24 protein-coding genes are annotated in these 23,667 nt (G+C 58.4%); 8 read left to right on the top strand and 16 right to left on the bottom strand.

The window, feature by feature from the left end:
• Window positions 1–26 precede the first annotated feature (26 nt).
• Window positions 27–611 (top strand): hypothetical protein, encoded by a 585-nt coding sequence (locus FGA82_RS08840; RefSeq protein ID WP_141126786.1) that lies wholly within the window; start codon window positions 27–29, stop codon window positions 609–611.
• A 66-nt stretch (window positions 612–677) separates the two neighbouring features.
• Window positions 678–1,991: a PQQ-dependent sugar dehydrogenase gene (locus FGA82_RS08835; protein WP_141126784.1), complete on the top strand. Its 1,314-nt coding sequence runs from the start codon at window positions 678–680 to the stop codon at window positions 1,989–1,991.
• 132 nt (window positions 1,992–2,123) lie between these two features.
• On the opposite strand, the gene FGA82_RS08830 is transcribed toward FGA82_RS08835, so the two are convergent.
• The 5 genes from FGA82_RS08830 to FGA82_RS08810 all read right to left on the bottom strand — a co-directional run bounded on the left by FGA82_RS08830 (window position 2,124) and on the right by FGA82_RS08810 (window position 6,790).
• A complete protein-coding gene (locus tag FGA82_RS08830) occupies window positions 2,124–2,660 on the bottom strand; it encodes a C40 family peptidase (protein WP_141126782.1) in 537 nt (178 codons plus the stop codon).
• Window positions 2,661–2,880: 220 nt separating this feature from the next.
• Window positions 2,881–3,498, bottom strand: coding sequence for a C40 family peptidase (locus tag FGA82_RS08825; RefSeq protein WP_007919826.1), 618 nt, complete (start codon window positions 3,496–3,498; stop codon window positions 2,881–2,883).
• A gap of 214 nt (window positions 3,499–3,712) precedes the next feature.
• Entirely contained in the window at window positions 3,713–4,417 is a 705-nt protein-coding gene (hda, locus tag FGA82_RS08820; protein WP_007919828.1) for a DnaA regulatory inactivator Hda, read from the bottom strand.
• 206 nt (window positions 4,418–4,623) lie between these two features.
• On the bottom strand, window positions 4,624–5,697 hold the full coding sequence (locus FGA82_RS08815) for an AI-2E family transporter (protein WP_141126781.1): 1,074 nt from the start codon (window positions 5,695–5,697) through the stop codon (window positions 4,624–4,626).
• A gap of 34 nt (window positions 5,698–5,731) precedes the next feature.
• On the bottom strand, window positions 5,732–6,790 hold the full coding sequence (locus tag FGA82_RS08810; RefSeq protein ID WP_141126780.1) for a DUF2066 domain-containing protein: 1,059 nt from the start codon (window positions 6,788–6,790) through the stop codon (window positions 5,732–5,734).
• 373 nt (window positions 6,791–7,163) lie between these two features.
• Here FGA82_RS08810 and purM point away from each other — a divergent pair, with 373 nt between their 5' ends.
• From purM to FGA82_RS08795, 3 genes are read left to right on the top strand one after another with little or no spacing between them, the layout of a single operon-like run.
• Window positions 7,164–8,222 (top strand): phosphoribosylformylglycinamidine cyclo-ligase, encoded by a 1,059-nt coding sequence (gene purM / locus FGA82_RS08805; RefSeq protein WP_064117351.1) that lies wholly within the window; start codon window positions 7,164–7,166, stop codon window positions 8,220–8,222.
• Entirely contained in the window at window positions 8,222–8,872 is a 651-nt protein-coding gene (purN, locus tag FGA82_RS08800; RefSeq protein ID WP_141126778.1) for a phosphoribosylglycinamide formyltransferase, read from the top strand. The genes purM and purN overlap by 1 nt, the downstream gene beginning before the upstream one ends.
• Before the next feature lie 8 nt (window positions 8,873–8,880).
• The gene (locus FGA82_RS08795; protein WP_102900814.1) at window positions 8,881–9,594 is read left to right on the top strand and encodes a DUF3108 domain-containing protein; all 714 of its coding nucleotides are present in this window, start codon (window positions 8,881–8,883) and stop codon (window positions 9,592–9,594) included.
• A 290-nt stretch (window positions 9,595–9,884) separates the two neighbouring features.
• Here FGA82_RS08795 and FGA82_RS08790 read toward each other — a convergent pair whose 3' ends face one another.
• Together FGA82_RS08790 and FGA82_RS08785 are read right to left on the bottom strand one after the other, a co-directional pair.
• A complete protein-coding gene (locus FGA82_RS08790; protein WP_141126777.1) occupies window positions 9,885–11,510 on the bottom strand; it encodes a methyl-accepting chemotaxis protein in 1,626 nt (541 codons plus the stop codon).
• A 130-nt stretch (window positions 11,511–11,640) separates the two neighbouring features.
• A complete protein-coding gene (locus FGA82_RS08785) occupies window positions 11,641–12,696 on the bottom strand; it encodes an amidohydrolase family protein (protein WP_141126775.1) in 1,056 nt (351 codons plus the stop codon).
• Window positions 12,697–12,824: 128 nt separating this feature from the next.
• Between FGA82_RS08785 and FGA82_RS08780 the strand changes: the two genes are divergently transcribed.
• A complete protein-coding gene (locus tag FGA82_RS08780; RefSeq protein ID WP_008082948.1) occupies window positions 12,825–13,241 on the top strand; it encodes an OsmC family protein in 417 nt (138 codons plus the stop codon).
• A gap of 61 nt (window positions 13,242–13,302) precedes the next feature.
• Window positions 13,303–14,175, top strand: coding sequence for a pirin family protein (locus FGA82_RS08775; RefSeq protein WP_141126773.1), 873 nt, complete (start codon window positions 13,303–13,305; stop codon window positions 14,173–14,175).
• 84 nt (window positions 14,176–14,259) lie between these two features.
• On the opposite strand, the gene FGA82_RS08770 is transcribed toward FGA82_RS08775, so the two are convergent.
• The 4 genes from FGA82_RS08770 to FGA82_RS08755 all read right to left on the bottom strand — a co-directional run bounded on the left by FGA82_RS08770 (window position 14,260) and on the right by FGA82_RS08755 (window position 17,969).
• Window positions 14,260–14,988 carry a dienelactone hydrolase family protein gene (locus FGA82_RS08770; RefSeq protein ID WP_141126772.1) on the bottom strand — a complete coding sequence of 243 codons (729 nt, stop codon included), beginning with the start codon at window positions 14,986–14,988 and terminating at the stop codon, window positions 14,260–14,262.
• A gap of 68 nt (window positions 14,989–15,056) precedes the next feature.
• Window positions 15,057–16,961 carry a molecular chaperone HtpG gene (gene htpG, locus FGA82_RS08765; RefSeq protein WP_141126770.1) on the bottom strand — a complete coding sequence of 635 codons (1,905 nt, stop codon included), beginning with the start codon at window positions 16,959–16,961 and terminating at the stop codon, window positions 15,057–15,059.
• An 82-nt stretch (window positions 16,962–17,043) separates the two neighbouring features.
• Window positions 17,044–17,496: a PaaI family thioesterase gene (locus FGA82_RS08760; protein WP_141126769.1), complete on the bottom strand. Its 453-nt coding sequence runs from the start codon at window positions 17,494–17,496 to the stop codon at window positions 17,044–17,046.
• Entirely contained in the window at window positions 17,493–17,969 is a 477-nt protein-coding gene (locus FGA82_RS08755) for a PaaI family thioesterase (RefSeq protein WP_141126768.1), read from the bottom strand. Before FGA82_RS08755 ends, FGA82_RS08760 begins: the two co-directional genes overlap by 4 nt.
• A gap of 158 nt (window positions 17,970–18,127) precedes the next feature.
• Between FGA82_RS08755 and FGA82_RS08750 the strand changes: the two genes are divergently transcribed.
• Complete coding sequence (locus tag FGA82_RS08750) at window positions 18,128–18,364, top strand: hypothetical protein (RefSeq protein ID WP_007959016.1); 237 nt, start codon at window positions 18,128–18,130, stop codon at window positions 18,362–18,364.
• A 78-nt stretch (window positions 18,365–18,442) separates the two neighbouring features.
• Here the strand turns inward: FGA82_RS08750 and FGA82_RS08745 are convergent, their stop codons facing one another.
• The 5 genes from FGA82_RS08745 to sucC form a co-directional block, all read right to left on the bottom strand.
• Window positions 18,443–18,844 carry an MAPEG family protein gene (locus FGA82_RS08745; RefSeq protein WP_141126767.1) on the bottom strand — a complete coding sequence of 134 codons (402 nt, stop codon included), beginning with the start codon at window positions 18,842–18,844 and terminating at the stop codon, window positions 18,443–18,445.
• Complete coding sequence (locus FGA82_RS08740) at window positions 18,844–19,581, bottom strand: DUF599 domain-containing protein (RefSeq protein WP_095119943.1); 738 nt, start codon at window positions 19,579–19,581, stop codon at window positions 18,844–18,846. The genes FGA82_RS08745 and FGA82_RS08740 overlap by 1 nt, the downstream gene beginning before the upstream one ends.
• Window positions 19,582–19,846: 265 nt before the next feature.
• A complete protein-coding gene (brnQ, locus tag FGA82_RS08735) occupies window positions 19,847–21,160 on the bottom strand; it encodes a branched-chain amino acid transport system II carrier protein (protein ID WP_141126766.1) in 1,314 nt (437 codons plus the stop codon).
• A gap of 319 nt (window positions 21,161–21,479) precedes the next feature.
• Window positions 21,480–22,361 carry a succinate--CoA ligase subunit alpha gene (gene sucD / locus FGA82_RS08730; protein WP_008082972.1) on the bottom strand — a complete coding sequence of 294 codons (882 nt, stop codon included), beginning with the start codon at window positions 22,359–22,361 and terminating at the stop codon, window positions 21,480–21,482.
• Window positions 22,361–23,527, bottom strand: coding sequence for an ADP-forming succinate--CoA ligase subunit beta (gene sucC, locus FGA82_RS08725; RefSeq protein ID WP_007919879.1), 1,167 nt, complete (start codon window positions 23,525–23,527; stop codon window positions 22,361–22,363). The genes sucD and sucC overlap by 1 nt, the downstream gene beginning before the upstream one ends.
• Window positions 23,528–23,667 lie beyond the last annotated feature (140 nt).

Raw genomic sequence — 23,667 nt, 5'->3', positions numbered from 1 at the left:
CACCACAACAATAAAGGATGATGACGATGCAAGGCATGATCATCAGCAACCCGCGCCTGGAATTTCTGCGCCCGGTGCTTGAACGCTGGTTTGACTGTATCGACCGCTACAACGCCGTGCGCGGCGACAGTGACACCCCTTACTGGCATGACGAGAAAGCCAATCTCGGATTGCTCTCGGCCGCAGCCTGGATGGCTGAGCTGGTCACTTTGAACGACACCGCCACGCGCAAACAGAATGAAGAAGGCGAGCGCAATGCCCGCGCCGATCTGTTTCTGGCCGGTGCCGAAGACCGCGCCTTTATCCAGGCCACTCAGCGCTGGCCAAAGGTTACCAACCTGAATCTGACTCAAGCCTTGCTGGACATCACCAACGACGCCAAACGCATCAGCTATGCCAGCGACCTCAAGCTTGGCTGCCTGTTTGTCGCGCCGCAAAAAGCCCAGCACAGCGCCAGCCCCGAAGAGTTGCAGGACATGCTCGACGACCTGCAAAAGGAACACACCTGCGCGGTCGCCTGGTATTTCCCCTATGCCTATCGCAAATTGCGCAGCGAAGCCGGCAACTATCACCCAGGCATCGCCGTGCTGTTCAAGGAAGCCCGCGGCTGAGCAGTTGAACCATCGGGCTTGCGCCCTCCTCTATGATTAGGAATGCATTCATAGGGAAGATCAGCAATGCGCAAGCCCCAGCTCGTTTTTGTCATCGCCTTCGCCGGAGGACTCGCCGCCTGCGGTGAAACCTCCAGCCTGCAAGTCTCCGACGGCACCGGCCCGTCACCGAAGCTGCCTGAACCGAACAAGACCCTGATCCCGACGGTGAACATCGCCCCGGCGATCGGCTGGCCCGAGGGCGCTAAACCGACAGCCGCCACCGGCACCCAGGTCGCAGCATTCGCCGACGGCCTCGACCATCCACGCTGGCTCTATGTGTTGCCCAACGGCGACGTGCTGGTGGCGGAAACCAATGCCCCGCCAAAACCCGATGACAGCAGCGGCATTCGTGGCTGGGTGATGAAGAAAGTCATGGGTAAGGCTGGCGCGGGCGTGCCGAGTCCGAACCGCATCACCTTGCTGCGTGACGCCGATCACGATGGCGTCGCAGAAACCCGCACGGTGTTCCTGCAGAACCTCAACTCGCCGCTCGGTATGACGCTGGTCGGCAACGATCTATACGTCGCTGATACCGATCGCTTGCTGCGTTTCAACTACGAACCGGGCGCGACTGAAATCAAGACACAGCCAATCAAGGTTGTCGATCTACCCGGCGGTACGCTGAATCACCACTGGACCAAAAACGTGATTGCCAGCAAAGACGGCAGCAAGCTGTACGTCACGGTCGGCTCGAACAGCAACGTCGGCGAAAATGGTCTGGATAAAGAAGAAGGTCGCGCGGCGATCTGGGAAGTTGATCGGGCGACCGGTAATCACCGCATCTTCGCTTCGGGCATCCGCAACCCCAATGGCTTGGCCTGGGAACCCACCAGTGGCGCACTGTGGACGGCGGTGAATGAGCGCGACGAAATCGGCAGTGATCTGGTGCCGGATTACATCACTTCCGTGAAGGACGGCGGTTTCTATGGCTGGCCGTTCAGTTACTACGGCCAGCATGTCGATGTGCGCGTTACGCCGCAAAACCCGGATCTGGTAGCCAAAGCCATTGCCCCGGATTACGCGGTCGGGCCGCACACCGCCTCGCTGGGCCTGAGCTTTGCCGAGGGCAACACGCTGCCGGCGCAGTTCAAGGAAGGCGCGTTTATTGGCCAGCACGGCTCATGGAACCGCAAACCACACAGTGGCTACAAAGTGATTTTCGTGCCGTTTACCGCAGGCAAGCCGAGCGGCACACCGGTGGATGTGCTGACCGGCTTCCTCGACAAGGATGAGAACGCATTGGGCCGGCCGGTGGGCGTGGTGATCGATCAGCAGGGTGGCTTGCTGGTGGCGGATGATGTTGGCAACAAGGTGTGGCGAGTGTCTTCTGCCAAATAACTTGCCGCCTGACACATAACAAATGTGGGAGCGGGCTTGCTCGCGAAAGCGTCGGGTCAGTCAATATTGAATTGAATGACACACCGCCTTCGCGAGCAAGCTCGCTCCCACATGGGTTTTGCGTTGTCTTTACTACGGGTTATGCGCCAGATGCTCCGGCTGCAACACCCGCTTGGCACTCAGATAAGCCTTCTGCCAATACGCCTTCGACAGGCTGTCCAGTTTCACCGTACCGCCCGTGGCCGGCGCATGCACGAAGCGCCCTTCTCCAACGTAAATCCCCGCGTGACTGACCTGCGAGCCGCCATTGGTGGCGAAGAAAATCAGGTCACCGGTCTGCAAGCCTTCCTTGCCGACATTCGGTGCCTGCATGACGATCAGCTCACGCGTCGAACGCGGCAAAGAGATGCCCGCCGCATCACGGTAGACAAAACCGATCAACCCGCTGCAATCAAAGCCTGAATCCGGCGTGTTGCCGCCCCAGCGATAGGGCGTGCCAACCAGGCCGAGCGCGCGAAACAGCACGTCTTCAGCTGCCGGCGAAAAAGCCTGAGAGGGGCCGAACACGACCGGCGCGCGAACCACCGGCGCAGGTGGCGGCGTGCGACTGGCACAGGCGCTGAGCAGCGCTGCGAAGAGCATCAATGTGAGGCGGGCCGACATCGTCATAAGCAGAACATCCTGATCTGGCTGCGGCTTTTTCTGCCGGTGGACAGAAAACAAAACCGCCTGCGTGAGCACGCAGGCGGTTTGCCATCAATATAGATTCAGGATTCTAGCGGCTACGCGGCAAACTTCAAGTAAGACTTTAACTTCACCTTGTAAAGTATACGTCTACTCCGTTGCCGGAAGCCTGATTGTCGCCGCGAACGCAGCGACAACAGGGGAATTACTTACGAGCGGTGACGACTGTCGGAGCGTTGGCCAGAGCGCGTTTCGCTTCGATGAAAGTCTTGCTCCAGTAGCTGTCACCCAGGCTGTCGATGCGAACACCGCCGCTGCGACGACTGCTGGAGTGGATGAACTGGTTGTCACCCAGGTAGATCCCGGCGTGACTGACACGGCCGCGACGACCGTTGGTGGCGAAGAACAACAGATCGCCCGGCTCAAGGTTGCTGCGCGAGACCAGCGGCGCATCGACGTTGATCATTTCGCGTGTCGAGCGCGGCAGGTTCATGCCGGCTTCTTCGCGGAACAGATAGCCGATGAAACCGCTGCAATCGAAACCGGCTTCAGAGGTACCGCCGAAACGGTAACGGGTACCGATCAGGGACATGCCGCGTTCGAGGATGCTGTCGGCCAGAACAGGAAGCTGATAAGGCTTCTTGCCATTGAATTCGTTGAGTTCTTTTTCGGTGTCCAGCTCTTCCTGGTAAATAACCGAAGACTGGGCCGTGGCAGAATTTTTAACCTGTTGAGGCTGCTCTTGAACTGGAGAATGAGCAGCGCAACCGTACAACAGGGTGACGAGTGCGAGAGGCACGAGGGGTGCGAAGCGCTTTAGCATGGGCACGACCGTGGCTGATAGTTGTAAAGAAGCCGAGACTATGCCCGCTATCAACCTCATTTGCAAATTCAATCGATCTTTTTGTGACTTCCCGGTTTCTCGTTTACATCTAAGCGCTTAAGCCCATTTGAACCGATACGCGGCCTGCACAGCGTGCAGGAAAGCGGATTTTCTGGCGCCTGAAATATGCCGAAACAGGCTGAAAGCCGCGCCGTTACCAGCCCAGCGTTTCTTTCAGGAAGGGAATGGTCAGCTTGCGTTGAGCCTGCAGAGAGGCCTGATCGAGCTGTTCAAGCAAGTCAAACAGCGCACTCATGCTGCGGGTACCGCGAGTCAAAATAAAATGCCCGACCTCATCGGTCAGGTGCAGACCGCGACGCGACGCGCGCAATTGCAAGGCGCGCAATTTGTCTTCATCGGAAAGCGGACGCATCTGGAAAATCAGCGCCAGGGTCAGGCGCGACTTCAAGTCTGCCAGTTTGACCGGCAGTTCACGCGGAGAGGTGGAAGCGGCGATCAGCAGACGCCGCCCGCTGTCACGCAGACGGTTGAACAGGTGAAACATCGCCTCTTCCCAGTCAGCCTTGCCGGCAATCACCTGCAAGTCGTCCAGGCAAACCAGTTCGTACTGTTCGAGGTTGTCGAGTATTTCGACGCCGCGGTCCATCAACTCGGCCAACGGCAAATACACCGCCGGCTCCCCCATTTGCTCGAATCGCAGGCACGCCGCCTGCAACAGATGCGTACGCCCTACGCCGTGTTTGCCCCACAGGTAGATCAGGCTTTCTGTCCAGCCGGCGTCGGCTTCGCATAGACGCTCGACATAGCCGAGTGCAGCGGCATTGGCGCCTGGGTAGTAGTTGATGAAGGTGGCGTCGTCACGCAGACGCACACCTAGGGGCAGCTGAATCGGTTTCATGCTGACTGAACAGTTCTCAAGGAACCGTTAGTGGCCTCTGTGTAAAGTTTGCGAAGTTTATACCCGTGAAGCTGAGCGCACAATGCGACAGAGTCCAAGCAAAATCAAAGGTTTGCGTTAACACGCTGGTTTTATGACAGATTCTTTGGCGCCAGCGCCTGCAGGACGCGGGCCAACCCGGCTATTCGCCGGGCCGCCCTGCCCGGTTACAACTCCGGCTCGTCCATACCACTATAGATGTCAGAGTCCTTGTACAAGTCGTGCACATGGCGGACCAGCACCATGATCACCGCCGCCACCGGCAATGCCAGCAGCACGCCGGTGAAACCGAACAATTCGCCGCCGGCCAGAATCGCGAAAATCACCGCCACCGGATGCAGACCGATACGATCGCCAACCAGCAAAGGCGTCAGCACCATGCCTTCCAGCGCCTGACCGACCATGAACACCGCGACGATACCGACCATCGGGTACAGGTCGCCACCGAACTGGAACAACCCGGCAATCAGCGCCGCGCCAATACCAATCACGAAGCCCATGTACGGCACGATAGCCGCCAGACCCGCGATCAGACCGATCAACAGCCCCAACTCCAGCCCGACGATCATCAGGCCCGCTGCGTAGATCACGCCCAGCGCCACCATCACCAGCAACTGACCGCGAACAAACGCGCCCAGTACCTCATGACATTCACCGGCCAGCGATACGATGGTCTCTTCCCGATCACGCGGCAGCAGGCTGCGGATCTTGGCCATCATCACATCCCAGTCGCGCAGCAGGTAGAAGCTCACCACCGGGATCAGCACCAGATTGGCCAGCCAGCCAATCAGCGCCAGGCTCGACGCAGTGGCCTGACTCAGGACCACACTGACGATGTCGGTGGTCTGCCCCATGTGCTCGCTGATCGCCGCTTTGACCTTGTCGAATTTCCAGAAACCATCCGACAGACCCAGCTTCGCCTGCGCCCACGGCAACGCCGTGTGTTGCAGCCAGTCGAGCATTTGCGGCGCCAGTTCGTACAGACGCAGTAACTGCTTGGCGAGCATCGGCACCAGCACCAGCAACAGCGTGGTGACGATCAAGGTGAACAAGGCAAACACCGCAATCACGCCCCAGGTACGCGACAAACCCAGCCGTTCCAGGCGATCCACCAACGGATCGAACAGATATGCCAGCAGCAGTGCCACCAGGAACGGCGTGAGGATCGGGTGCAGCAACCATACAAACGCGCAAAGCAGGACTACCCCACCGAGCCAGAACCAACGCCGCGTATCGGCCATGTACCACTCCTGTTGCTTCTATATAAGGAAAGACTTACCAGCGAAACCGCAACGACGGTGCTGCCGGGGTCGGGGCTGGCGCCGCGACAGGTGTTGCGCCGCCAGCCACTGGCTGTGGCGCCGCCACCGGGGCGGGCGCTTCGGCCGGCAACTCCTGCAACTTCGCCAGCGACAACTGCGCACGCATCTGATCGGCGCTGCCATTGACCCGATAGACGATGCGATCGCCGTCAACACTTTGCAGACGCACGCCAAACGGTTCGAGTAACCGCAACAGCGCCGCGTAATGCTCCAGATTCATACCTTGCACTTCCAGAGTCTGCTGCCCCGAAGCGCCGGGCTTCGCGACAAAACGTGGCGCCAGACGCTCAGTCACCGCCAGCATCACCGCGTCAGCGACAGCAGCCTGATCGGCGCCCTGCACACTGCCCGCCTCTTTCTGATCGCCCAGCCACAAGTGCCACTTGGCCTGCCACTGCCCGCCTTCTTCGCGCGCATGCACCGCCAGCAGGGCGTCAGCGTTGTAGCGCTCGGAGGCACCGCGCAACGGTGCCGGATCGCTGCCTTCGAGCGCTGGCGCAGTGGCAACCAATTGCTCGCTCAAGTCCGCCAGCGGCAAGCGCAATGGCAAGCCGCGATGTTGCGCGGCCGTACGCAACGGCGCAGCAGCGGCCTGACCATCACCGACCAGACTCGACCCTTCAGCCGAATCGTTCAGCCACCAACTCAGGATCGACGGCCGACTGGCGCCCCACAACGATAACCCGGCACGCCGCAGCGCCTGCTCGGTAGTCGCCGGATCGAAATCGACCTTCAGCACCTCCGGCGGCCCGGCATCGAAACCGAATTGACTGATAATTTGCTGCGGATCCTTGCGAATCGCCGCCAGCCCCGGGCTCTGCGGGGCCTTCGGATCGCCGGTCAAACGCAATACCAGCGTGTCGAGCGCCGCTTGCGTGGCGCGATCACGCTCTTCCGGCGCCTGGCCATTGACCGGCTCACGCACTTGATAAAGGCCTTTGAGATTTTCGGCATGACTCGCCAGGCTGATCAGAGACAAACAACCCACAAACAACAATTTACACAAACGCATGGAGAATTCCCGTCGACAGGAGCGGCTGGAACAGGCCGCGTGAACCGGTTAAGCAAAGCTGTGACAATCTGCCAGCACTAAACATTCACACGACAGCGGTAAAATTTTGCACAGTGATAACGATAGACGGTTAATCGCCACACTTTATACAGGCGTTCATACGGCTCAATTGCAAAAAATTTCCGCTGATATGGCCCTGCCCGTCGGTGCGAGGATGGCCGCTGCCCCTCAAGCCTGATAAAATCGCGCGCCTTCGCAGACCGGCAACAGCCGGGCACCTCGAAACTCGCGTGAGGCCATCGCCCCGTCGATTTCGAAGTTCCCGCTGAACTCGGTCGTTACCCCTGAATCCCCTCCCCTAAAGGCCTGGATCATGAGCAAGCAACCCTCCCTGAGCTACAAGGACGCCGGTGTAGACATCGACGCCGGTGAAGCATTGGTCGAACGCATCAAGAGCGTCGCCAAGCGCACTGCGCGCCCGGAAGTCATGGGCGGCCTGGGCGGTTTCGGCGCCCTCTGCGAAATCCCGGCCGGCTACAAGCAGCCAGTGCTGGTTTCCGGCACCGACGGCGTCGGCACCAAGCTGCGTCTGGCGCTGAACCTGAACAAGCACGACAGCATCGGCATCGACCTGGTCGCCATGTGCGTCAACGACCTGGTCGTTTGCGGCGCTGAGCCGCTGTTCTTCCTCGACTACTACGCCACCGGCAAACTCAATGTCGAGACCGCGACTCAAGTGGTAACCGGCATCGGCGCTGGCTGCGAACTGTCGGGTTGCTCCCTGGTTGGCGGCGAAACCGCTGAAATGCCAGGCATGTACGAAGGCGAAGACTACGACCTGGCCGGCTTCTGCGTCGGCGTCGTGGAAAAGGCTGAAATCATCGACGGCTCGAAAGTCGCCACCGGTGACGCGCTGATCGCGCTGCCATCGTCCGGCCCGCACTCCAACGGCTACTCGCTGATCCGCAAGATCATCGAAGTGTCCGGTGCCGACATCGAAAACATCCAGCTCGACGGCAAACCGCTGACCGACCTGCTGATGGCCCCGACCCGCATCTACGTGAAGCCGCTGCTCAAGCTGATCAAAGACACCGGCGCCGTCAAAGCCATGGCCCACATCACCGGTGGCGGCCTGCTCGACAACATCCCGCGCGTACTGCCAAAAGGCGCACAAGCTGTGGTTGACGTAGCAAGCTGGACTCGCCCTGCCGTGTTCGACTGGCTGCAAGAGAAAGGCAACGTTGACGAAACCGAGATGCACCGCGTGCTGAACTGCGGCGTCGGCATGGTCATCTGCGTGGCTCAGGAACACGTTGAAGTAGCCCTGAAAACCCTGCGTGACGCCGGCGAACAGCCTTGGGTCATCGGTCAGATCGCTGCCGCTGCCGAAGGCGCTGCTCAGGTTGATCTGCAGAACCTTAAGGCTCATTAATGTCCGCAACCTGTGATGTCGTGGTGCTGTTGTCCGGCACCGGCAGTAACTTGCAGGCTCTGATCGACAGCACGCGGGCCGGCGACAACCCGGTCCGCATCGCTGCAGTGATTTCCAATCGCGCCGACGCCTACGGCCTGCAACGCGCCAGTGATGCGGGTATCGCGACCCGCTCGCTGGATCACAAGGCATTCGAAGGTCGCGAGGCCTTCGATGCTGCTCTGATCGATCTGATCGACGAATTCCAACCGAAACTTGTGGTGCTGGCCGGCTTCATGCGCATTCTCAGCGCTGATTTCGTTCGCCACTACCAAGGTCGCCTGCTCAACATCCACCCGTCGCTGCTGCCCAAATACAAAGGGTTACACACTCATCAGCGCGCGCTGGAGGCCGGTGACACCGAGCACGGCTGCTCCGTGCACTTCGTCACCGAGGAACTCGATGGCGGACCACTGGTCGTACAGGCAGTATTACCGGTAGAGTTGCACGACACGCCGCAGAGTCTTGCGCAGCGAGTCCACGTTCAGGAACACCTGGTCTATCCGATGGCAGTGCGCTGGTTTGCCGAAGGCAGACTGGCACTCGGTGAACACGGTGCATTACTGGATGGCCAGTTACTCGCGGCCAGCGGCCACTTGATTCGACACTAGGAGATATTATGCGTCGCGCCCTGCTCTTCGCTTGCGCTCTGCTCGCCCTGCCCTTCGCGCAGGCAGCGGAACTTCAACCGTTCTCCGCCAGCTACACCGCCGACTGGAAGCAGTTGCCCATGAGCGGCACCGCCGAGCGCAGTCTGGTCAAGGAAGCCAACGGCGTCTGGAAGCTCAGCTTCAAGGCTTCGATGATGATCGCCAGCCTGACTGAAGAAAGCACCCTGACCCTGGACAAGGACACCCTGCTGCCGCAGTCCTACCACTTCGAACGTGGTGGTCTGGGCAAAGCGAAAAAGGCTGATCTGGATTTCGACTGGAACAGCAAGATGGTCACCGGCACCGATCGTGGCGATGCGGTGAAGATCCCGCTGAACCGCGGCATGGTCGACAAGTCCACCTATCAACTGGCGCTGCAACATGATGTGGCTGCTGGCAAGAAAACCATGAGCTATCAAGTGGTCGATGACGGCGAAGTCGATACTTATGACTTCCGCGTGCTGGGTTCGGAGAAAGTCGAAACCAAGGCTGGCAAGATTGACGCGATCAAGGTCGAGCGCGTACGCGACCCGACACAAAGCAAGCGCATCACCGTCCTGTGGTTCGCCAAGGACTGGGATTACCTGCTGGTTCGTCTGCAACAGGTTGAAACCGACGGCAAGGAGTACAACATCATGCTCCAGGACGGCACGGTCAACGGCAAAACCGTTAAAGGCAGCTGATCCGCCGCAAGAACAAAGAGCCCCGCGAAATGCGGGGCTTTTTTTGTCTGCTGGATTGGAGACTTGTGCCTGACTCGCCCCTCACCCCAGCCCTCTCCCAAAGGAGAGGGAGCCGACCGAGATGTCTGGCGCTATGCATCGACCTGAAAGATCGAGTCGATTATGGATTCTTCAAAGCAAGATCAGGTCGGTGTAGCTCGCCAATCTCCCACGGTCAGTCCCCTTCCCCTCCGGGCGGTCCGACGTTTCGGGAGGGTTAGGGTGAGGGCAATCTCAGGATCAGCACACACTCAAACCGAAAACTTCGCCACCATGCTGTTCAAATCCACCGCCAACCGCGACAACTCCTGACTCGCCGCACTCGTCTGATTCGCCCCTGCCGAGGTCTGCATTGCCAGATCCCGAATATTCATCAGATTGCGATCCACCTCGCGCGCCACCGCTGCCTGCTCCTCCGAGGCACTGGCGATCACCAGATTGCGCTCGTTGATCAGGGTGAACGCCGAGGCGATCTCCTCAAGTGCAGTCCCGGCAGCCTTGGCCAACTCCAGTGTCGAACGCGCCCGCACATTGCTCTGCTGCATCGAACTGACCGCCGAATCGGTGCCCTGCTGAATGCCGCCAATCATCTGCTCGATCTCTTGCGTCGATTGCTGCGTGCGATGCGCCAGTGCGCGCACTTCATCGGCCACCACCGCAAACCCGCGCCCGGCATCCCCAGCCCGCGCGGCCTCAATCGCAGCATTAAGCGCCAGCAAATTGGTCTGCTCGGCAATCGAACGAATCACATCCAGTACTTTGCTGATGCTGTAGACCTTCTGCGCCAGATCTTCCACCTGACTCGCATTGGCTGTCACATCATCGGCGAGCAATTCGATAGACAACACCGTTTGATGCACCTGTTCGCGACCATGCTGGGCGATGCGGTCAGATTCACGAGAGGCCTCGGAGGTCGCCACGGCATTGCTTGCCACCTCCTCCACCGCTGCCGTCATCTGATTAACCGCTGTAGCCGCTTGCTCGATTTCCAGACTCTGCTGGTGCAAACCGCGCGTAGCGTCTTCCGTAACGCAATTCAGCTCTTCCGACGCCGATGCCAATTGACTGGAGGACTCGGAGATTTGCCGAATCGTGTCGCGCAGGTTGTGTTGCATGCTCTTGAGCGCCTGCAGCAGTCGCGCCGGCTCGTCCTTGCCGCTGATGTTGATATCGCCGGTCAGATCACCACCGGCCACCACTTCGGCGACCCCCAACGATTGGGCCAGCGGCAGCACGATGCTGCGCGTCAGCAAAAGGGCCAGGCCAATGGTGATCAGCGCGGTAACGCCGATCATCACCCCGACCCACACCCGCGAATTGATAAACACCAGCCGCGCTGCTTCAGTGGCGAGATTGGCGTTGTGTTTATTCAGCTCAACCAGTTCGCGCAAAAGCACTGCGATTTCATCGGCCAAGGGACTCATCTGACCGTTGAGAATTGTCGCGGCCTCATCGACCCGATTCTGCGCAGACAACTGCATGACTTGCGCCTGAAACTCCAGATATTGGTGCTCGGCGACTTTGAAGCGATCAAACAGCTTGCGCTCTTCAGGCAGTACGATCAGCACGTCGTAACGCTGCTGAGCCTCACTTAGCACCCCGCGCAGCTCATTGAGTTTGACGACATTCTGCTCCAGCGCCTGCGGATCGCGGTTGAGCAACAGGCGCATGGTCAACGCCCTCAGGCGCAACATGTCCTGGCTCATCTCACCGACCGCCATCACGCTCGGCAGCCAGTTGTTATCGACCTCGTCGGACTGCGCGCGCATGTTCGACATTTGCAGCAAAGCGAACGCCCCGAGGGCAAACACCATCAGCGCCAACAGCCCAAAACCGAGGCCGGCGCGCGGGGCAATATTGAGACTACGGATACTCATTGCTCTGGTTCCTTCCAAAAGCGCTGCATCAACCCTGCAGCTGGTTGCTTAAGAAGGTATCGGCCCGGTGAAAATTTGCGTAAGACCAAAATGTGATATCAAAAGGCCTTAATACTCCGAACCGTCGGCATTAACGATTCAGCGTGGTTTTCCCGGACTTAAGCTCCGTTCGCGGCAAGATCGCCAAGAAGTTATCCCGTGCGACCTTTTGTGCAATGTTCTCCGGCAACGCATCAAGGAACGGTTCAAAACTGTGCATTTCCTCACCGAGCTTGTTGAAACGCCCTACCACGTCGGAACCGAGCATAAAGCGTTCGGGGTATTTCTCGACCAGTGCCAGCCATTCCGGGCGCGGCTTGCCCTGCTCATCCAGCAAATACGGCGTGAGCATGCTCCATGACAGGTCGATAAACAGATTCGGATACGCTTCAAGCATGCGCGTTAGGGTTGGCAGCAAGAACTTCAGCTGCGTTTGATGGCGATGGATTTCAGCGCTGGTGCCGGCGTGGGCCCAGATGAATCGCGTGTGCGGGTGATTACGCAGCGGCTCTTCGATTTCCTTCAGGTACAGCGGATTTTTCTCACGCTTGGAAGTGATGTTGGAATGCAACATCACCGGTAGATCGTTCTCGGCTGCCAAGTGATAGATCCTGGTCATGGCTTCGTTGTTGGCGCGCGGCGTGTCGCCGGACGTCAGCGCCGTGAGGTCATCATGCCGAGTGAACACCTCGCCAATGCCCTGCCAAAGCCCCGGATACAAATCGAGCATGCGCTGGATATGTGCGGCGGAGTTCTTGTCGTTGGGGTTGAAGCCCGAGAGGAAGGGATGAAAGTACGGGCGCTGCTCGGCTGACAGCTTTTGCACCGCATCGGCAACAATCACGTCGGTTGCGCTGTACCAATAGGCATCGGCGTCGTCCCCGGCGTAATAACGCGGACGCTTGGGTTCGTCCTCGTGCCATTTTTTCGCCACGGGAATCCCGGAAATCATTACATGCTCGACGGCCCCGTCCTTCATTGCCGTCAGCAGTTTCGCCATGCCTGCACTTTCCTGAAAAAAATCCACGTAATGCAGGTGCGCATCGCTGTAGGTGTATTCGCGGGCGCTGACGTTGCCGGCAAGCAGCAGAAGGCAGGCGAGACTCAAACGAGACAGGGACACAAGTAATCTCCGAGAAGTTGGCATAGCCTAGACCCCGCCCTGACGACAAGGGTTCATCCCGCAGGAAAGTGGAACGCGTACCGGTGGGAATGCTCTATAACTGCAAGGTCTTGTTTGATCGAACGACTTTTCCTACTGCCTGTGAGGTTCCCATGACTGTTACCGTCAATACCGTCTCCGCTGAAGGTTTTCGTCACACCGTACAGATTGATGACCACGAACTGTTTGCCGACGTACCGAAATCCGCCGGCGGCGAAGGCTCGGCGCCTGAGCCGCACGATTACTTCGACGCCGCGCTCGGTGCCTGCAAGGCCCTGACCCTGAAGATGTACGCAAAGAAGAAAGATATCCCGCTGACCGGCGTCGGTGTCGACGTCAAACGCGACAACAGCGAAGAGCAGAAAGGCAAATACGTCCTGCACGTCACCCTCACCCTGAAAGGTGTACTCACCGATGCTCAGCGTGAGGAACTGCTGCGCGTCGCCGACCGCTGCCCGATCCACAAATTGATGACCACCAGCGAAGTCACCATCGAAACCCACGCCCCGCAAGGCTTTGATAGCCAGTAATCCTCCTCATGCCAGCGGCGGGTTATGCTTCTGGCATTACCCGCTCAGCCTGGAATGCACCATGGACACGCAACCTCTGATCATCCGCCCGCGCGCCGAAGACGTCGAAGGCCAGCCGATTCTGCGCCCGCTGCCGTCAGCCAAATGTCGCAGCGTCGGGCCTTTCGTGTTTTTTGATCACATGCTCGAGACGGTTTATCCGACGGGCAAAGGCATGAACATCCGACAGCACCCGCACATCGGTCTGTCGACGCTCACGTACTTGTTTGAAGGCCAACTTCTCCACAAAGACAGCCTCGGCTCCGATCAAGTGGTCGGCGCCGGTGATGTCAGCTGGATGACCGCCGGCAGCGCCATCGCCCACGTCGAGCGCACACCTGAGCCCTTGTGGGATCAGAGCTTCACGATGCACGGCTTGCAGATCTGGCTGGCCTCGCCCAAGGATCACGAGCAAGGCCCGGGGCATTACAGCCATCACCCGGCGGCGACCTTGCCGGTCAGCGATAACCTTGGCGTACAGATCCGCATGATTGCCGGGTCAGGCTTTTGCCTGGAATCACCGGTGCCGGTGCTTTCTCCTACGCTGTATGCCGAAGTGCAGATGCAAACGGCGACTACCCTGCTGATTCCGACCGAGCACGAAGAGCGGGCGGTGTATGTGTTGAGCGGGGATGCGCAATTGAATGGCGAGGCGATTGAGCCGCATGCACTGGTGGTGTTGCCGGCCGGGGAAGAAATGAGCCTGTTTGCCGAAAGCGATGTGCACGCGGTGGTATTTGGCGGCGCGCCATTGGACGGGCCTCGGCGGATCAACTGGAATTTTGTCGCGAGCGATCCGGCGGCGATCGATGAAGCGCGGCGTAAATGGGCGGCCGGCGATTGGCCGACGGTGCCGGGGGAAATTGAGCGGATTGAATTACCGGCGGGCCGGTAAAGCAAAAGATCGCAGCCTGCGGCAGCTCCTACATTGATCGCGTGTAGGAGCTGCCGCAGGCTGCGATCTTTTGATCTTGAAAAATCAGCCCTTGAACACTTCATCCAGCAAATCATGCATCGACTTGAACGCGCGCTTGGCGGTCTTCGCGTCGTACATCATCTTGCCCGGCACATTCGCATGCGGATCAGTAAACGAGTGCACAGCACCGCCGTAGCTCAGCAACTGCCAATCGACCTTCGCCGCATTCATCTCGTCTTCAAACGCCGGCAACTGATCTTTCGGCACCAAAGGGTCGGCAGCACCGTGCAGCACCAGCACCGAGCCCTTGATGTTCTGCGCATCGGCCGGGTTCGGCGAATCCAGCGTGCCGTGGAACGACACCGCAGCCTTCACCCGCGCCCCCGTGCGAGCCAGATCCAGCGCACAGCAGCCGCCAAAGCAGAAACCGAACACTGCCAGTTTTGACGTATCAACCGTCGCTTCACCCTGCTTCTGCAACTGCTCGAACGCCGCCTGCATACGCTTGCGCAGTAACGCACGGTCATCCTTCAACGGCATCATTGCCGCGCCCGCCTGATCAGCATTCTGCGGACGCACCGCCTGACCGTAAACGTCAGCGATCAACACCACGTAGCCCTTGGCCGCGACCGATTTGGCGATTTCTTCTGCACCGGCGCTGACGCCCATCCAGTTCGGCGCCATCAGCAAACCCGGACGCGCGCCTTTGTGCTCGGCGTCGAACGCCAGGCGACCTTCATAAGGCTGGCCGTCGATCTGATAGACCACGGAACGTACAGTGACTTGGCTCATTTCTGACTCCTGATTTGTTAAACACCAGAATGAAAAAACCCGCCGAAGCGGGTTTTTCTACAACGTGATCAAGCTGACAGTTCAACCAGCAGCTTGTTCAGACGGCGCACGTAGGCGGCCGGGTCTTTCAAGCTGTCACCAGCCGCCAGCGCAGCCTGGTCGAAGAGGATGTGCGACAGGTCGCCAAAACGCTCTTCGCTCTGCTCGCCATCGAGTTTCTCGATCAGCGGGTGGCTTGGGTTGAATTCGAAGATCGGCTTCGAATCCGGCACCTTCTGCCCGCTGGCTTCGAGGATCTGACGCATTTGCAGACCCAGATCCTGCTCGCCGATGGCCAGAATGGCCGGCGAATCGGTCAGACGATGCGATACGCGGACTTCCGCCACAGAATCGCCCAACGCGGTTTTCAGACGCTCAACCAGACCTTCTTTGGACTTGGCGACTTCTTCTGCGGCCTTCTTGTCCTCTTCCGAGTCCAGGTTGCCCAGATCAAGATCACCACGTGCCACGTCGACAAAGGTCTTGCCGTCGAACTCGCTGAGGTAGCTCATCAGCCACTCGTCGATGCGGTCGGTCAGCAGCAGCACTTCGATGCCTTTCTTGCGGAAGACTTCCAGGTGCGGGCTGTTCTTGACCTGCGCGTAGGTTTCGCCGGTGAGGTAGTAGATCTTGTCCTGACCTTCCTTGGCGCGGGCCAGGTAGTCAGCCAGACCGACGATCTGCTCGCCGTCGTCGCCGTTGGTCGATGCGAAACGCAGCAGACCGGCAATTTTTTCTTTGTTGGCGAAGTCTTCAGCCGGGCCTTCTTTCATGACCTGACCGAAATTCTTCCAGAAGCCTTTGTATTGCTCAGGCTCGTTTTTCGCCAGTTTTTCCAGCATGTCGAGCACGCGCTTGGTCAGAGCGGTCTTCATCGAATCGATGATCGGGTCTTTCTGCAGAATCTCACGCGACACGTTCAGCGACAGGTCGTTGGAATCGACCACGCCTTTGATGAAGCGCAGGTACAGCGGCAGGAAGGACTCGGCCTGATCCATGACGAACACGCGTTGCACGTACAGCTTCAGGCCTTTCGGCGCTTCACGTTGGTACAGGTCGAACGGTGCGCGGGCCGGCACGTACAGCAGCGAGCTGTACTCGAGCTTGCCTTCGACTTTGTTGTGGCTCCAGGCCAGCGGGTTTTCAAAGTCGTGGGCGATGTGCTTGTAGAACTCCTGGTATTCCTCGTCCTTCACTTCAGTGCGCGGACGAGTCCACAGGGCGCTGGCGCGGTTGACGGTTTCCCATTCAGCGACCGGCGCCTCTTCACCTTCAGCAGGTGCGACTTCTTTCGGCAGCTCGATCGGCAATGCGATGTGATCGGAATACTTCTTGATGATGTTGCGCAGACGCCAGCCATCAGCGAATTCGTCTTCAGCCGCTTTCAGGTGCAGAACGATACGGGTGCCGCGCTCTGGCTTGTCGATGGTGGCGACTTCGAACTCGCCCTCGCCTTTCGACGACCAGTGCACGCCTTCGCTGGCTGGAGTGCCGGCGCGACGGCTGTACACGTCAACCTGGTCGGCCACGATGAACGCCGAGTAGAAACCTACGCCGAACTGGCCGATCAAGTGCGAATCTTTCTTCTGATCGCCCGAGAGGTTTTTCATGAAATCGGCGGTGCCCGATTTGGCGATGGTACCCAGGTGGGTGATCACATCGTCACGGTTCATGCCGATACCGTTGTCTTCGAGGGTGACGGTCTTGGCGTCTTTGTCGAAGCTCACACGGATTTTCAGGTCAGCGCCACCTTCGAGCAACTCTGGCTTGGCCAGGGCTTCGAAGCGCAGCTTGTCGACAGCGTCAGAGGCGTTCGAGATCAATTCGCGAAGGAAAATTTCCTTGTTGGAATACAGCGAATGGATCATGAGGTGCAGCAGCTGCTTTACCTCGGTCTGGAAGCCCAGGGTTTCCTTTTGAGTTTCCACACTCATGGTCATCAAACTCCAATCAGATGGCAGTGGCCGCGACCCGAAATGGTCGGCGGCGGGTTGTCTTGTGAGTTTGGGGCGCTGTTCAGGATTTCAAGGGCTCATCGATTTTGAAGTGCGCACGCGCGGTGGCAATCGGTTCGCTTTCGGTGCTTTGCCAGGCCGTGATGGCGACGTTGGCGACGCGCCGGCCCTGGCGGCAGACCTGACACTTGGCCCAGGTATCGCGGAACTGCCCGGCGCGCAGGTAATCGAGAGAGAAGTCGATGATTTTCGGTACGCCCGGGGTCTCGGTGAAAATCAACAAATGCAGCGCGGCTGCCAACTCCATGAACCCGGCAATGACACCACCGTGAATTGCCGGCAATAAAGGGTTACCAATGTTGTCCTTGTTCGCCGGCAGCTTGAACAGCAACTCATCCCCAACGCGTGAGCATTCGATGCCGATCAGCCCGGCGTAAGGAATCAACTGCAACAGCGGCGCGTAGTCGCCCTGAGCGTGAGCCTGCTGCAACTGCTGCTTCAGGTCGTCGCTCATTGCCCTTCTCCCTTTATCGCGCCGCCAAAGCCTTTGGTGCCTTTGAGGCCCTTACCCATGCGCATGAACGTTCCGACCACATGGGCGATCGGCTGCTCGGGATCGTCCTGATAGGCGAAACCGCGAGCGAAGATCACGTCGGTAGTCACCCGGTAGCACTGGGCGAAGCCATACACATCTTTATCGGGTTCGGCGGAATGCATGTAGTCGATGCGCAGGTCGAGCGTGGGGCACACCTCGAATTCCGGCAAAACGCACAGTGTGGACATTCCGCAGGCGGTGTCCATCAACGAGGTAATTGCGCCGCCGTGGATCACGCCGCTCTGTGGATTACCGACGATTTTCGTGCTGTACGGAAGGATCACCGTAAGCCCTTCGCTGGACGCGCTGTGCACGCGCAATCCGAGTACCTGACAGTGTCGCAGTGCGGAGAGAAACCGCGTCGCGCGCTCAAAAACGGGGTTTTCGGCCATTTGATAATTACTCTCGTTAGAGCCCTTTGCCAGTAGTAAGGAATACAGCAAAAGTTCCGCTTAAAAACAAACTTATATATCTGAAAGAAATGAGGAACTTAACCCTCAGCGCCAAGCTCTTAAGGCCAGTAGTTATTTTCCATAAGGAGAAACACCCCATGCGTAAGACTTTAGCTATTGCCTTGATGTTGACCGCTTCCCTCGGTCTCGCTGCCTGCGATAAAAAATCCGAGGACAAAGCTCAAGATGCCAACCAACATGCTGAACAAGCTCAGCAAGACATGAACAAAGCTCAGGATAAAGTGAACGACGCTGCGAAAGAAAACGCCGAAGCTGCCAAAGCTCAGGCTGAATCGAACGCCGCCGCGCAAGAAGAAGCTGCCAAGAAGCAATAATTCGCTTTTTGCTGCAGAAAAAAGAAAACCCGCCAAGTGCGGGTTTTCTTTTGCCTGTCATTTAGGGTCACGCCTGAATTAGAGCAAGACAGTTCTAAAAGTCGGACTAATCATCAGCAACAGCGAACACACTAAGCCAACTAGCCAGACCAGACTGCGCAGCTTGGGCATGTCGGCCAGGTAGAACCACAAGTAAAGGAGACGGGCGATGACAAATATGATCGCCAATGTATCGATCAACCAGCCTGCTGTTTGCGTGGTGTGCGCCATCAGCACGCCCACGGCGAACAATATGAACGCTTCGATACTGTTCTGATGTGCCGCCAGCGCCCTCGCGCCATAGCCAGTCAGTTGCGCCTGTTGCTGGCGCGGCAGGTGATTGTTGTAACCGCCCTGCTCTTTCATCGCCTTGCCGACCGGCATGCGCGCGATGTAAATCAACAATGCACTGATAAACACACACCAAAACGGAATACTCATCAAGCAGCCTCTTTGTTCGCCTCAGGGATCGGCGCCTCTGTAGGGGTATAGACCATTACATCGAGAACGTCGGAATGAAACTCGCGGCGGTACAAGACCAGTACCACGCCGGCGCTCATCAGCATGAACAGCCACGGGCTGACGAACCACGCCAGCATGGTCATGCCGAAGTAATAGGAGCGCAAACCGAAGTTGAACTGGTTGGCCGCCATCGAAATCACCCGTGCTGCCCGCGCAGCGAACGCCTTGCGCTCCTGCTCGGAGACATGTCGCTCACCGATCATCGGCGCCGAACCCACCAGCACGGCGGCAAAGTTGTACTGGCGCATGCACCAACTGAAGGTGAAGAAGGCATAAACGAACACCATCGCCAGACACAGCAACTTGATTTCCGACATGCCCTGCGACGCCTGTTGCACCATCGGAATATCGGCCAGCAACGACACTGCCCGCTCCGATGCGCCAAGCACCGTAAGAATACCGGCGAGGATAATCAGCGTGCTGGAGGCGAAGAACGAGGCGTTGCGCTCAAGGTTACCGATCACACTGGCGTCGGCGATGCGGTTGTCACGCAGCAGCATTCGGCGCATCCAGTCTTCGCGGTACAGGTGCAGCACGCTCGCCAGACATGCTGTATCGCGACCCTTCCAGGAGGCATAACGGGTATAACCGCCCCAGCAGATGACAAACCAGACGGCCGCGAGCAGGTGGATCAGGTTGGCTTGGATGAACGACATGCAATTCCTTGTGAGGTGTGTACACGCACTGATTACCTGTGGGAGCGAGCCTGCTCGCGAAAGCGGTGTGTCAGCCGCCATCAATGTTGCGCGATACGCCGCTTTCGCGAGCAGGCTCGCTCCCACATTGAGATTTCGGCAACCCTTCGACGTTAGCTCAGGGAAAAAGACACTGCCTGACGCGCATAAAAAATGCCCCGTATCGATTGATACGGGGCATTTCTGTTTAAGCGTTGAAGACCCGCTTTTGGCGAGTCAGACAACGTCACGCAACTGCTTCGCTGCGCTTGCCCAGCAGGCGATCGCAAACGACTGCGACCACCAGGGTCATCACGCACGGCACCAGCCATGCCAGGCCCTGCTCGCTCAGTGGCAGGTGGGACAACTGCGATGGCATCCAGCCGGCCAGACCGGCGCCTTTCAGCGCGTCGATGGTGCCGAAGATGAACGACACCAGCATCACCGGACCGAGGATACGGCCGTGCTCATGCCAGAAGTCTTTGCAGAAGCTCAGTGCCACCAACACGATGCACGGCGGATAGATCGCGGTCAGCACCGGAATCGAGAAGGCAATCAGCTTGGTCAGGCCCAGGTTGGACACCAGCAGCGAGAACGCCGCCAGAATGATCACCAGGGTCTTGTAGGACAATGGCAGCACACGGCTGAAGTATTCGGCACACGCACAAGTCAGACCGACCGCCGTCACCAGACACGCCAGTGAGATCAGCACCGCGAGGAAACCGCTACCCAGCGAACCGAAGGTGTGTTGCACGTATGCATGCAATACCGCCGCGCCGTTGGTCGCGCCCACGGCCACTTCGTGGCTGCCGGAACCGAGACGGAACAGGCTGATATATACCAGCGCCAGACCTACGCCGGCGATCAGGCCAGCGATGATCGCGTAACGGGTGATCAGCGCCGGCGACTCGACGCCACGGGAGCGAATCGCGTTAACGATGACGATGCCGAACACCAGTGCACCCAAGGTATCCATGGTCAGGTAACCATTGATAAAGCCTTGGGAGAACGGTGCCGCCACGTACTCCGGTGTGCCGTGACCGATGTCGCCGGCCGGCAAGGCGAATGCAGCGATACCGAGCACTGCCAGCGCGATGATCTTCAACGGCGCGAGGAAACGGCCAACAGTGTCCAGCAAACGCCCAGGGTAGAGCGAGATGAAGAACACCAGCAGGAAGTACACCGAGCTATAGAGGAACAGTGCCAACGGGCTTTCGCCGGTCAACGGCGCCAGACCGACTTCAAAGGACACAGTCGCAGTACGCGGGGTGGCGAACAACGGCCCGACCGCCAGATAGCAGGCGGCCGCGAGAATGCCGCCAGCGATCTTGCCGATCGGGCTGCTCAGCGCATCCATTGCCCCACCGACCTTGGCCAGTGCAACGACAGTGATCACCGGCAAACCCACCGCGGTGATCAGGAAGCCCAGCGCGGCCATCCAGACGTGAGGTCCGGCCTGCAAGCCCACGATAGGCGGGAAAATGATGTTGCCAGCCCCAACGAACAGAGCAAACGTCATAAAACCAAGTGCCAGGATGTCCTGACCTTTCAAAACTTTCATTAAGGTAATACCACACTACTGAATCGGAATTTAGAGGGGGATTGCCCTGTGTAATTAGGGAAATGCTGTCGATCCGTATGGGACTGACCCTTAAAGCGCGTTGCATGCCTTGTGGGCGGCAGACGCAAAAATGGCTGCTAGCCTAACGAATTTGACTTGCAAACGCACTGTTAGAGGGCGAACTATCCGATACGCGACGTTTCCGTGTCGCGTTTTTGCATGTAATTGGGCGGAAGCCTATAAATCATCGAACGCCAGAAACGACAAAGGCCACCCGAAGGTGGCCTTTGTTTGGTAAAGCGTCAGCTAAGCGCGAGGCTTACTTGACAGCCCAACCGGTCAGCTCGGCCAGGGCCTTGCCGATGTCTGCCAGCGAACGCACGGTTTTTACACCTGCGTCTTGCAGCGCAGCGAATTTCTCGTCTGCAGTGCCTTTGCCGCCAGAGATGATTGCGCCAGCATGGCCCATGCGCTTGCCCGGAGGAGCAGTCACACCAGCGATGTAGGAAACAACCGGCTTGGTCACGTGTGCCTTGATGTAGGCAGCCGCTTCTTCTTCAGCCGAACCGCCGATCTCGCCGATCATTACGATCGCTTCGGTCTTCGGGTCTTCCTGGAACAGCTTCAGGATGTCGATGAAGTTCGAACCCGGGATCGGATCACCACCGATGCCGACGCAAGTCGACTGACCGAAACCGGCGTCAGTAGTCTGCTTGACAGCTTCGTAGGTCAGGGTGCCGGAACGCGAAACGATACCGACCTTGCCTGGCAAGTGAATGTGACCTGGCATGATGCCGATCTTGCACTCGCCCGGAGTGATAACGCCTGGGCAGTTAGGGCCGATCAGGACTACACCCAGCTCGTCGCACTTAACTTTAGCGTCCAGCATGTCCAGGGTAGGAATGCCTTCGGTGATGCAAACGATCAGCTTGATGCCGCCGAATGCCGCTTCCAGGATCGAATCTTTGCAGAAAGGAGCCGGAACGTAGATCACGGAAGCGGTAGCGCCAGTGGCTTCTACTGCATCTTTAACGGTGTTGAACACTGGCAGACCCAGGTGCTCGGTGCCGCCTTTGCCAGGAGTAACGCCACCAACCATCTTGGTGCCGTATTCGATGGCTTGCTGGGTGTGGAAACTACCTTGCGAACCGGTAATACCCTGGCAGATAACTTTGGTGTCTTTATTGATCAGGACGCTCATTATTTGCCCTCCGCAGCTTTGACAACTTGTTGAGCAGCGTCGGTCAGGCTGGTAGCAGCGATGATGTTCAAACCGCTTTCTGCCAGTACTTTAGCGCCCAGCTCAGCGTTGTTGCCTTCAAGGCGAACAACAACCGGGATTTTCACGCCGACTTCTTTCACAGCGCCGATGATGCCTTCGGCAATCATGTCGCAGCGAACGATGCCGCCGAAGATGTTGACCAGTACTGCAGCGACGTTGGTGTCGGACAGGATGATCTTGAACGCTTCAGTTACGCGTTCCTTGGTAGCGCCACCACCTACGTCGAGGAAGTTGGCTGGCTTGCCGCCATGCAGGTTGACGATGTCCATGGTACCCATGGCCAGGCCAGCACCGTTGACCATGCAGCCGATGTTGCCTTCCAGTGCTACGTAGTTCAGTTCGAACTTGGCAGCGTGCGCTTCGCGCGGATCGTCTTGCGACGGATCGTGGAAAGTCTTCAGCTTAGGCTGACGATACATTGCGTTGGCGTCGATGTTGATCTTGGCGTCCAGGCAGTGCAGATCGCCGTCAGCCTTGATCACCAGCGGGTTCACTTCCAGCAGAGCCAGGTCGTGATCCTTGAACAGTTTGGCCAGACCTACGAAGATCTTGGCGAACTGAGCAACCTGCTTGCCTTCCAGACCCAGCTGGAATGCCAGCTCGCGACCCTGGAATGGCTGAGCGCCAACCAGTGGATCGATAGTGGCCTTGAGAATTTTTTCAGGAGTGTCGTGAGCGATCTTCTCGATGTCCACGCCACCTTCGGTGGAAGCCATGAACACGATGCGACGGCTCGAACGGTCAACGACAGCGCCCAGGTACAGCTCTTTAGCGATATCAGTGCACGATTCAACCAGGATCTTGGTGACTGGCTGGCCATTGGCATCAGTCTGGTAAGTCACCAGACGCTTGCCCAGCCACTGCTGTGCGAAGGCTTTGGCGTCTTCTTTGCTGCGAACCAGCTTGACGCCGCCCGCTTTACCGCGACCACCGGCGTGGACCTGGGCTTTGACAACCCACTCGCTGCCGCCGATTTTGTCGCAAGCTTCTGCTGCTGCTTCCGGGGTGTCTACTGCGTAACCAGTGGAAACTGGCAGGCCGTATTCAGCGAACAGCTGCTTACCCTGATACTCGTGAAGATTCATGCTTTTTACCGTCTTCGTTAGGTACTGCGCATTCGGCGCTGCGCTCGTTTGAGTGCCGCGCCACCTGTGACTGCTGCTTGCGTAGCTGAGCTACGCAAGACTGCGTCCAGCGGACATTCCGCGGTGAGACTTGCTCGCAA

The organism is Pseudomonas fluorescens, from assembly GCF_005938625.1.
Classification (GTDB): domain Bacteria; phylum Pseudomonadota; class Gammaproteobacteria; order Pseudomonadales; family Pseudomonadaceae; genus Aquipseudomonas; species Aquipseudomonas fluorescens_BD.
Note: the sequence above shows the minus strand (reverse complement) of the source record. Positions and strands in the feature narration are given on the sequence as shown.

What these genes read in the sequence shown, in the direction of transcription:
- FGA82_RS08840 (WP_141126786.1), top strand. Translation starts at nt 27, where the DNA reads ATGCAAGGCATGATCATCAGCAACCCGCGCCTGGAATTTCTGCGCCCG.
- FGA82_RS08835 (WP_141126784.1), top strand. Translation starts at nt 678, where the DNA reads ATGCGCAAGCCCCAGCTCGTTTTTGTCATCGCCTTCGCCGGAGGACTC.
- FGA82_RS08830 (WP_141126782.1), bottom strand. Translation starts at nt 2,660, where the DNA reads ATGACGATGTCGGCCCGCCTCACATTGATGCTCTTCGCAGCGCTGCTC.
- FGA82_RS08825 (WP_007919826.1), bottom strand. Translation starts at nt 3,498, where the DNA reads ATGCTAAAGCGCTTCGCACCCCTCGTGCCTCTCGCACTCGTCACCCTG.
- hda (WP_007919828.1), bottom strand. Translation starts at nt 4,417, where the DNA reads ATGAAACCGATTCAGCTGCCCCTAGGTGTGCGTCTGCGTGACGACGCC.
- FGA82_RS08815 (WP_141126781.1), bottom strand. Translation starts at nt 5,697, where the DNA reads ATGGCCGATACGCGGCGTTGGTTCTGGCTCGGTGGGGTAGTCCTGCTT.
- FGA82_RS08810 (WP_141126780.1), bottom strand. Translation starts at nt 6,790, where the DNA reads ATGCGTTTGTGTAAATTGTTGTTTGTGGGTTGTTTGTCTCTGATCAGC.
- purM (WP_064117351.1), top strand. Translation starts at nt 7,164, where the DNA reads ATGAGCAAGCAACCCTCCCTGAGCTACAAGGACGCCGGTGTAGACATC.
- purN (WP_141126778.1), top strand. Translation starts at nt 8,222, where the DNA reads ATGTCCGCAACCTGTGATGTCGTGGTGCTGTTGTCCGGCACCGGCAGT.
- FGA82_RS08795 (WP_102900814.1), top strand. Translation starts at nt 8,881, where the DNA reads ATGCGTCGCGCCCTGCTCTTCGCTTGCGCTCTGCTCGCCCTGCCCTTC.
- FGA82_RS08790 (WP_141126777.1), bottom strand. Translation starts at nt 11,510, where the DNA reads ATGAGTATCCGTAGTCTCAATATTGCCCCGCGCGCCGGCCTCGGTTTT.
- FGA82_RS08785 (WP_141126775.1), bottom strand. Translation starts at nt 12,696, where the DNA reads ATGCCAACTTCTCGGAGATTACTTGTGTCCCTGTCTCGTTTGAGTCTC.
- FGA82_RS08780 (WP_008082948.1), top strand. Translation starts at nt 12,825, where the DNA reads ATGACTGTTACCGTCAATACCGTCTCCGCTGAAGGTTTTCGTCACACC.
- FGA82_RS08775 (WP_141126773.1), top strand. Translation starts at nt 13,303, where the DNA reads ATGGACACGCAACCTCTGATCATCCGCCCGCGCGCCGAAGACGTCGAA.
- FGA82_RS08770 (WP_141126772.1), bottom strand. Translation starts at nt 14,988, where the DNA reads ATGAGCCAAGTCACTGTACGTTCCGTGGTCTATCAGATCGACGGCCAG.
- htpG (WP_141126770.1), bottom strand. Translation starts at nt 16,961, where the DNA reads ATGAGTGTGGAAACTCAAAAGGAAACCCTGGGCTTCCAGACCGAGGTA.
- FGA82_RS08760 (WP_141126769.1), bottom strand. Translation starts at nt 17,496, where the DNA reads ATGAGCGACGACCTGAAGCAGCAGTTGCAGCAGGCTCACGCTCAGGGC.
- FGA82_RS08755 (WP_141126768.1), bottom strand. Translation starts at nt 17,969, where the DNA reads ATGGCCGAAAACCCCGTTTTTGAGCGCGCGACGCGGTTTCTCTCCGCA.
- FGA82_RS08750 (WP_007959016.1), top strand. Translation starts at nt 18,128, where the DNA reads ATGCGTAAGACTTTAGCTATTGCCTTGATGTTGACCGCTTCCCTCGGT.
- FGA82_RS08745 (WP_141126767.1), bottom strand. Translation starts at nt 18,844, where the DNA reads ATGAGTATTCCGTTTTGGTGTGTGTTTATCAGTGCATTGTTGATTTAC.
- FGA82_RS08740 (WP_095119943.1), bottom strand. Translation starts at nt 19,581, where the DNA reads ATGTCGTTCATCCAAGCCAACCTGATCCACCTGCTCGCGGCCGTCTGG.
- brnQ (WP_141126766.1), bottom strand. Translation starts at nt 21,160, where the DNA reads ATGAAAGTTTTGAAAGGTCAGGACATCCTGGCACTTGGTTTTATGACG.
- sucD (WP_008082972.1), bottom strand. Translation starts at nt 22,361, where the DNA reads ATGAGCGTCCTGATCAATAAAGACACCAAAGTTATCTGCCAGGGTATT.
- sucC (WP_007919879.1), bottom strand. Translation starts at nt 23,527, where the DNA reads ATGAATCTTCACGAGTATCAGGGTAAGCAGCTGTTCGCTGAATACGGC.